The organism is Acinetobacter sp. YH01021, assembly GCF_013420255.1.
Taxonomy (GTDB): domain Bacteria; phylum Pseudomonadota; class Gammaproteobacteria; order Pseudomonadales; family Moraxellaceae; genus Acinetobacter.
Window position 1 is genome coordinate 1 of record NZ_VOYO01000046.1, and the last position, 8,276, is coordinate 8,276.

The 8,276-nt window shown below is 33.5% G+C and carries 10 protein-coding genes and 2 pseudogenes; 3 read left to right on the forward strand and 9 right to left on the reverse strand.

Annotated elements, in window-relative coordinates:
• Positions 1-79: 79 nt before the first annotated feature.
• The 5 genes and pseudogenes from FTT86_RS16205 to FTT86_RS16215 form a co-directional block, all read right to left on the reverse strand.
• Positions 80-324, reverse strand: a pseudogene (locus FTT86_RS16205) (hypothetical protein).
• On the reverse strand, positions 321-1,343 hold the full coding sequence (locus FTT86_RS15285; protein ID WP_180181456.1) for a RepB family plasmid replication initiator protein: 1,023 nt from the start codon (positions 1,341-1,343) through the stop codon (positions 321-323). The pseudogene FTT86_RS16205 and the gene FTT86_RS15285 overlap by 4 nt, the downstream one beginning before the upstream one ends.
• A gap of 761 nt (positions 1,344-2,104) precedes the next feature.
• On the reverse strand, positions 2,105-2,464 hold the full coding sequence (locus FTT86_RS15290; RefSeq protein ID WP_257221082.1) for a DUF4829 domain-containing protein: 360 nt from the start codon (positions 2,462-2,464) through the stop codon (positions 2,105-2,107).
• A gap of 98 nt (positions 2,465-2,562) precedes the next feature.
• The gene (locus FTT86_RS16210; protein ID WP_227505690.1) at positions 2,563-2,856 is read right to left on the reverse strand and encodes a hypothetical protein; all 294 of its coding nucleotides are present in this window, start codon (positions 2,854-2,856) and stop codon (positions 2,563-2,565) included.
• Between the two features lie 30 nt (positions 2,857-2,886).
• A pseudogene (locus FTT86_RS16215) lies at positions 2,887-3,297 on the reverse strand (hypothetical protein); the annotation flags it as partial.
• 159 nt (positions 3,298-3,456) lie between these two features.
• Here FTT86_RS16215 and FTT86_RS15300 point away from each other — a divergent pair.
• The gene (locus tag FTT86_RS15300; protein ID WP_111886104.1) at positions 3,457-4,056 is read left to right on the forward strand and encodes a HEAT repeat domain-containing protein; all 600 of its coding nucleotides are present in this window, start codon (positions 3,457-3,459) and stop codon (positions 4,054-4,056) included.
• Between the two features lie 561 nt (positions 4,057-4,617).
• Here FTT86_RS15300 and FTT86_RS15305 read toward each other — a convergent pair.
• Complete coding sequence (locus FTT86_RS15305) at positions 4,618-5,088, reverse strand: hypothetical protein (protein WP_046650746.1); 471 nt, start codon at positions 5,086-5,088, stop codon at positions 4,618-4,620.
• Entirely contained in the window at positions 5,085-6,038 is a 954-nt protein-coding gene (mobQ, locus tag FTT86_RS15310) for a MobQ family relaxase (protein ID WP_068534583.1), read from the reverse strand. The genes FTT86_RS15305 and mobQ overlap by 4 nt, the downstream gene beginning before the upstream one ends.
• Positions 6,039-6,251: 213 nt before the next feature.
• Here mobQ and FTT86_RS15315 point away from each other — a divergent pair, with 213 nt between their 5' ends.
• Both FTT86_RS15315 and FTT86_RS15320 read left to right on the forward strand, forming a co-directional pair.
• Complete coding sequence (locus FTT86_RS15315; RefSeq protein ID WP_180181457.1) at positions 6,252-6,539, forward strand: mobilization protein; 288 nt, start codon at positions 6,252-6,254, stop codon at positions 6,537-6,539.
• A 2-nt stretch (positions 6,540-6,541) separates the two neighbouring features.
• Positions 6,542-6,853 (forward strand): HU family DNA-binding protein, encoded by a 312-nt coding sequence (locus FTT86_RS15320; RefSeq protein ID WP_004647573.1) that lies wholly within the window; start codon positions 6,542-6,544, stop codon positions 6,851-6,853.
• A gap of 125 nt (positions 6,854-6,978) precedes the next feature.
• Here FTT86_RS15320 and FTT86_RS15325 read toward each other — a convergent pair whose 3' ends face one another.
• Positions 6,979-7,311: a hypothetical protein gene (locus tag FTT86_RS15325; protein ID WP_180181458.1), complete on the reverse strand. Its 333-nt coding sequence runs from the start codon at positions 7,309-7,311 to the stop codon at positions 6,979-6,981.
• Between the two features lie 29 nt (positions 7,312-7,340).
• Complete coding sequence (locus FTT86_RS15330; protein ID WP_180181459.1) at positions 7,341-8,075, reverse strand: hypothetical protein; 735 nt, start codon at positions 8,073-8,075, stop codon at positions 7,341-7,343.
• Between the last annotated feature and the right edge of the window lie 201 nt (positions 8,076-8,276).

An 8,276-nucleotide genomic window follows, 5' to 3' on the forward strand; every position in this document is an offset into this window, starting at 1 on the left:
TTTATTTAATTTTTATAAGACTTATAAGATGAAATTAACTCATTAAACTAAACCTAAAGCTTCATATAAGTATGAAAATTTATTCATTTAAGACCTTTTGGATATTTTCTTTATCTTCGTCTGCAAATTATCCCTATAGTAAATTAAGTCCTCTATTTTGCTTTCCATCTGCATATTTTCAGTGGGTTCGGCATCTGGCGATATTCGGGATAATAGGAAAATATAACCGCATATATTTCCCCTCGCAATTTCATAATTTATGATGTCGATGTATTCGGCTTGTGTGCCGTGAAATTCTTCTAATAGGTTGGTTAATTTCATCATGCTTGAAACCCTGCTTTCTCTAAACATGGGTACAGTTCTCTGAATTTTTCAGGCTCTAAAAGCATGTCAGCTATACGAATAGCAAATTGCTGAAAGCTCTCCGTACCTTGTGAGTATTTACTCATTTCGGGCATTTCAGACATTTTATTTGCAAATAAATGGCGTTGTGGATCGCTCAATTTTATAAAAAAATCGGGGCTATTGGGATTTCGTTTGGCATTGTTTTGTTTTTTATTTTCATTTTTAAGCTTAAATTTTAATTCTAAATGTGTAAATTTGCGTCCTGATTTAATTAACTCATAATTGACTTTATAGGGAGTCTTTTCATTGATTTCATTAACTGCTGTATCTATAACCCACTTTCTTAAGTCTTTGGTAGCTTCATATTTTTCAAATAAAGCTAGGGTATAGCGAAGATCATCTAAGCTAATTTTACAATAACCTGTAGATCTAAATTGCATCATCATTTGATAAAAACGGAAGCTGTAAACACTGCCAAAACCTGCAACATCATCAATTAAAAACTGAGTAAAATTTGATTTTAATTCACTAAGTAGAGGTAAAATACGGCTATCAAAAACAACTCTAGCCACAATATCATCACTGTTCCGTCCAAAAGGAAGTGATTCTAATAAATTATATTTTCTTAACCCGTTGAGGTAATTTTTATAATCTTCTGGATTTGGGTATTTTAACTTTAATTTTGCATCTGCATTTTTATCAAAACGTAAGACTTCTGATAACCAATGAAATTCTAAAATACCTGCATTAGTGTCTATTAGTAATGTTTTTTTCATTAAATCTTTGGTGGCATTTCTAATATCTCTTGTCGCCTGATCTGCGTTAGCTCCCAACCGAACAAAATCTTCTCTCGTAATGTAATAAGCTCTTTTAGGGTCTATTGGTTCATTTTTAGGTATTTGTACTAATGCAGATAATAGTAAACGCTGTTCACTTACACTTAAATTATAGGATGCTTTAACTATTGAGTTATCCATCACGATTAGATCATTACTCACCCGACAATCTCTCCCTTTTTGATCATGGGATAGATTTATAGCATTCTTTTTTTAGTATTAATAGGAGAAATTCTTAATTCTCCCCTTTCACCGACAATCCCTCCCCCTTTCACCGACAATCCCTCCCCTTTCACCGACAATCCCTCCCCTTTCACCGACAATCCCTCCCCTTTAATGCTCGCTAAGCCTTATGTGACATGGCTTTGAAATGGGTCTAAAAACCTTTAAAAACCTTTAAAAACCTAAAAAAGGATTTTTTTTAAATTTCTTTAAATAACTGCCCTAGGTACTCGCTAAAGCTCGTACTCTATTGAAGCTCGTTCCTCGCTTCGAGGGGCAGTTTTTAATTAATTTCCGTACTAACTTCTAAAATCAAAAGCAAAACTATGGCACTCGCTTCGCTCGTGGCTTTTTAAAAGCAAAAACTCCAAAGTTCGCACCCATTCGGGATGCTCTGTAACTACCGTTTAAAGTCAAAAGGGAGCTTGTAATCAGGGAAAAGGCAGGCGCGAAATTTTTATAATGCTCAATCGCTCGTAGACACTCGCTCGGTTCTTACTGCACTGATTAAAATATCTAATCAAAACCGTGGAACAATGCTCAAATAGTAAGCGTGGAACGTGAATAATTATAAAAAAACCCCATACGGGCTAGAATGGGGTATTAAGTCTAGACTATATCACTGAAATTAAAGAATAAAATATAGTCATTTCGTATAAGCTGTATTATGTTAATTTTAGCTTTTCTCTATAATTACTATCTTAAGGCCCACTACCAAATTCTGTAATTAGCCAATCAGATTGAGGAGATTGTTTCACAAGAGTAATAAATAAAATATAGTCACCTACTGGACTACCAGCATCATCTATATGGACGACTTTAACTTTTACCATCACTGAAATAATTTTATAAAATTCTTGATAATACTCAGGTCTACTTTCCGCTGAATCATAATTAATCCTTACTACTTCTAAAATTTTTGAGTCTTTGAAAGAGAGAAACCTTTCAGAACTTTTTAAATCTTTATGTAATCGCGCATCTGGCCAAACATATTTGATTGCTGATTCTAGATCATGTTTAGCAAGTGAATTAAAGAAAAGTATTGTTGTCTGTGTTGCCATCTCTTTATCATGATTTAATTTCTGTTTGTATGAATTAATGATTAGAAGTAGACATAGACCTACAAGTAAAATTCCTAATTTTATAAATATTTTAGACATTATAATTTCACTTTTATCTTTCGAAAAAACGCATAACCGACTAAAAGACACATAAGCCAAAATAAATAATCAAGAATAAAATATAAAAAAATGAATTGATCTATTCCTATAATAATATTTAAAGGATCTAGCGCTATACTACCGCCTGGAGATATTTCACCATCTACTAAAAACTGTAATGGAAATCCTCCTCCTATAACTTCAACTTTTCCAAGCTTGTCTACAACTATCCGGTCTATCAATGTATATTTCTGATGAAACAAAGACAAATAAGTCAAAACAAAAGCTAATATATTGAAATATATTATTTTTTTCTTTAATAATTCTTTAACTTTAAAATCAGTTAAAAATAACCAATAAGACAAGCCTGGAATTAGAGCCATAAAGATAGTCCAAGTGTCGGTATACATCTTCCACCATTCTTTCGAAACTTCGCCTGTATGGCTCCATCCAAAAAGAACAAAAAATGGCATAGCAATAATTAAAGAGCTAATACAGATAGTTAGCAAATTAAGAATACTATAACGATTTAAAAGAATTGAGACCATAAAGCTAAAAGGTACTGTCAAAATACTATAAGCTAAGTAAACAAGACCATGCCCTGCAAAAACCACAAAAATTGAATATAGACTATATTCACGATTCATTATGATAAATAGCAATGCTGTGAAAAAAAGTAGTGGTAAAGGAGCAAGTAATAGGGCTTTTACTATTTTTTCTTTTGAGTATTTCATTAACTTAATTCTCTTATTTACTCAATAATTATTACACTATATCAACTCTTGGAAAAAGCGTTGAATGAGCCTATTTAATTGGTGAATAATATAATTTAAAGTTTCTTTGATGCTTTTTCTATTGATGTAACAACATTCTTATTTAAAAACGTAGGTAATATGAAAAATAATAGTAAGTTGATTTATTTAGTTATTACGGCAATCGTAGTAGCTTTTATTGGATTTTTTATTTTTGCCAAAAAAAGTGATGATGTACATAGTAAAGAGCTGATGGAAACTCAAGAAAAGATCAGTTCCAACCGTAATACTCTTAATGCTAATGACGGTATCACTAACAATGCGCCCAATCTCCCTCATGGAATGCCTCCTAAATGGGTAAAAAGTACGATTGCTATTAATGATAGCCCTACATATTCACGAGAAGATAAAATCCATAAGCTAGTTGATTTGTTGAAACAAAATGAATCGAACCCTGATGCATTAAGTGTAATTCTTGTATCCCTAACGAATTTAGACCCAATTGAAGCAGCAGACGATATTATTCCTTATTTAAAGGATACGAACCCAAAGGTTCAAATTTTGGCTCTGGGTGCTCTTAATAATGCTTCGCTACTCACTCAGAAAGAACATGAGATTAAGGGTTCACTGCCAGAGAATGAAGCTGTTCGTAAACGGATTATTGAAGCCGTTAATGAGCTTAAAGTAGATCCAAATACGTCAGATGAAGTAAAGAAAGTATTAATTGCCACTTTCCCATAGATAAATCCTTCTTTAAAAGGCAAATAACAAATGATTTTATAGAGCATTCTTAATTCACTATTCAGCGGAAAAACATACCCACTTAACATAATGGCTGTTATACGAAATTTGATTGATTTTTACTAAAACACTATTTGAAAATATAAAAAAAAGCCCAGTCATGGAATACTGGGTTATGGAAACTCAAATAAGGATTTATATTTTATAAAGTATTTAAAAAACCATAAAAAAACTATGGCTTTTTTTGTATAAACTTGCTTGTTGTCTCTACTTCATTGAATACTTCAAATTTTTTCCGATCATTATCGAGTTTAACAACGAGAGCTAAAATAAAAATCATTATTATAAAAGCTAGGAAAATCAAATGCCTTCTCATTATTAATTCCACTATCAGTGCTATAAAGTATGCTTCCCTATAGCAAATAGATAGGACATAAAGAATGAAAAGTAAAGCTCGATACTTTGAGACATGGCTATTGCCATATCTCAAAGTCGAGCCACTTTGCGATATTCGGTAGCAATAAGATTAAGAAAAGAACCGAGCAAAGTACTTGCCAGTATTTATTTAGGGTCAATAACACAGTAATCCTTATTCGTTCCATGACAGTCATTTTTCATAACTCGGACACAAGATTTATCATTACAATTTCTAATATCTAAATTATATCTTTGTTCTAGCCACGCTGCCTCTGCACGACGTTCCTTGATCTCATCAAAACTTGGAATAAATAAAAATATAAAAGACAGGAAAACCAGCACCAGACTGAGGAAAATTGCACATAACAAGGCAATAAATCTGTAGTTCAATTTGTCGGTAGCCTTGTCTAGTTCATGGATGCGACCTTGAAGGGCACGTGTAGCTTCCTGATTTGCGTTATTTAGGGTCTTTTTGCTTTGTTCTAGTACCCCACTAGCTACTTTGTTGTAAAACGTCTCTAATCGCTTGTTATCATCTGCTATAGCTTCTCTATATTCCTTCATGGAGGCTAATAGAATATACAACTGATCATCTAAATCATTTTGGCTGCTCATAGCGATGGTCCACTTCTCTTCATGCTCTTGCGGTGTTTCTGCTTCATGGCTTGTTCTTGCTGTAGCTTCAATTGCTGTTTACGTTCCAGTTCTAGGCGTTTAACTTCCTGTGCTTTCTTCCATTGCTCAAAGCCTTGCTCAACACGGTTGAACCCTTGTTCTAAGGTTTTTTCTTTATGCTGTTGTTTGTTTTGGAGCTGTTGGCTGTTCTGCTGTTTTACCGTGTCGTTGAAACGACTGATCTCAGTATCTATACCTTTCCTGCGCATCTGCGTGACCTTGCTACCCTCATGGATAGTGGCTTGTAGCTGATTACCTTGATCGACATAGCTGCGGTGGTCGATTCTTTCCCGATACCCTGCATGTTCGAGGGCATGATTCGCTAGGTTTGCCCAGGTGGAACGGATCTGTTTAATTTCTTCCTGGCTTGTTCCCATACCCAGTGTTTTTCTTTTGGTATTACTTAACTCAATATCGGCTTTATCTTTAAGAACTAAATTCTGCTCTGGATCTAATTCGGCCTTGCGCGTTGTCAGTAAGATATGTGCATGATGATTTTTATCACTGCCATTCTGACTAGGTGCATGAATGGCTAAATCCGCGATTACTCCATAACGGTCTACTAAAGATTGCGCAAACTCTTTGGCCAGTTCTTTTCGTTGTTCCTCATCTAATTCATCAGGCAAAGCAATCACCCATTCACGTGCTGTTCGGGCATCTTTTCGGTTCTCTGATTTTTCTGCCATATTCCAGACTTGGCTTCGGTCTAATTCGATATCCAAATTAGAAATAATTTCGGTATAAACCACACCTTCTTTTCTCGTAAAGTCGTGCGTTAATCCTGTCCGTTCATCTTTCAATTTTTCTCCTGCACGATAAGCCATAGATGCAACCGCAGTTCGTCCCGAACTTCGGTTAACAGTCTTCGTCGTACAGTGATAAATTGCCATGCCTTAGCCTTGTGATGGTTTTGCTTTTGCTTTTAAAAATTGCGTAGCGATTTTTGGGGTTAAGGGGATTCCCCTTACGCAAACTTTGACTTGGATGAAATCCAAGTCGTAAGTGCGCATTTCATGAAAAACACGATAGCATATTACCCGCTTGAATTTCAATTCATAGGGTTTTATGCTTGAGTGGTTTTCTATATCGCGAAATTGGACGTTATGACAAAATCTGCTGAAAATATTGAAAAGAAAATTGAAGCCCAATTAGAGAAGCTGGAACAGTTAAAAGCTCAAAAGCAGGCTATTGAAGCAAGAGAAAGAACAAAGCAAAAAGAACAAGAACGTAAAGATGATACTAGACGTAAAATTTTGCTCGGTTCTTACTTAATTAAAAAGATGCAAAGTAATGAGGCTAATAAAGAAAAAATACTCACAGAACTTAATGAATATTTAACTGAAAATAGAGATAGACAGCTTTTTGACTTATCAAATATTGAGGAAAATTAATTATGAATAAAGCCGATTTAATTGCCAAATTAGCACCTAAATTAAATATTAATCAAGACGAAGCAAGAGTTGTTCTTAATTCTGTTCTTGAAGTCATTACAGAAGCCCTAGTTGAAGAAAAAAATGTCCGATTAGTTGATTTTGGTACTTTTTCAGTAAAACAACGTCCAGAAAGAATGGGACGCAATCCTAAAACTGGAGAAAAACTTAAAATTGAAGCTAAGGAAATCGTTACTTTTAAACAAGGTAAGGCTTTGGGAGAGCAATTTATTGTTAAGCCAAAGCAAAAAAGTAAAGCTAAGAAGAAAGCCTAATTTTTCTTAGCTCCTGTATGAAAGTATCATACTGAGTAATAGTGTTTAATATTCTATTATTCATAACTTTTTTAATTCTACAAAAAAACCACTTTGCAGTGGTTTTTTAAATTAATTTGATATATCTATTTGATGTCAAATACAATATTTTCTTTATCATATTTAGCAGAATATGCTACTACAGACTCAGAATGAAGTTTTTTATCTTTGTCTGTATAATTAATACTTATTGAATCCTCAGTATCTGAATACTGTATTTGATATTTATATGAAGCATTCGGTGCTAAATCACCAATAACATCTACTTTTTTTGATGTTTTATACTTAAAATTGACATTATAAACGGGACTATCAGTTTTGTTATTCACGGTGATAGTTCCATTATCTTTTTCCATAGGTGAGCAAGCCACTATAAATATACTCACCACACCTAATAAAATACCTTTATTAAAAGTCATAGACATTTCACCTTATAAATCCTAATTTTTTATTTTTCACCGATTGAATTTGACCATACTAAGTTGCCATTTGATATGATTTTCAATCTTCCTGCCCTTACTTGAGCTTGAGTTAAACTCGCAAATGATGATTGTAAAAGCGTCGTAGGATTGTTTTTCCCTAAACTGATACCTATCGAGTTATTATAAATATCCATAGAACGTTCTATTGCAGGCTGTCCAGTAGAACCGAACTCATGTGCATCACTCCATTTTTTTGCGAAATCGGCTCCCACATCTATTGTCATGCCAAAGTTCCAAACAGCATGTCTAAATGCATCACCATTTCCATTATGCATAACTGAACTAGTATTTACATATCTCGCTTTAGTAAGATCTATAGCAGTTTTGGCATTAGCAATACATAGTAAACCCTTAGCTCGGTTTGCATTATAAAGTGCTTGTTCTTGAGCATTTAGATAACCATTTATATATCCGTCCATATCGGTATATACAGAAGAAATTGTAGCTCTGGATGAGCGCCCAGGAGTTTGCACTAACTCTGTTTTCAATAAAGAATCGGCATATTCATTTAATTCAGCTTCACTAGCATTAGGATTTTTATCCTGAAATTCACGTAATTTTTCAGCAATATTATCAATTGAATTCGCAACAGAAGCATTATAGGTGATTACAGGTTCAGGAGAAGCAGTATTACTATCAGCAGCGTATAACTGGCATGTTATTAAAGATAAAGACAAAGCAAGAATATAAGTTTTTTTCATTTTTCAATAGTATCCTTTTAATTCGATTGATATTCCAATTTAGAATATTTTCTGCCTTACAAAGTAATCTTTTGTTTATTTAATTTTTATAAGACTTATAAGATGAAATTAACTCATTAAACTAAACCTAAAGCTTCATATAAGTATGAAAATTTATTCATTTAAGACCTTTTGGATATTTTCTTTATCTTCGTCTGCAAA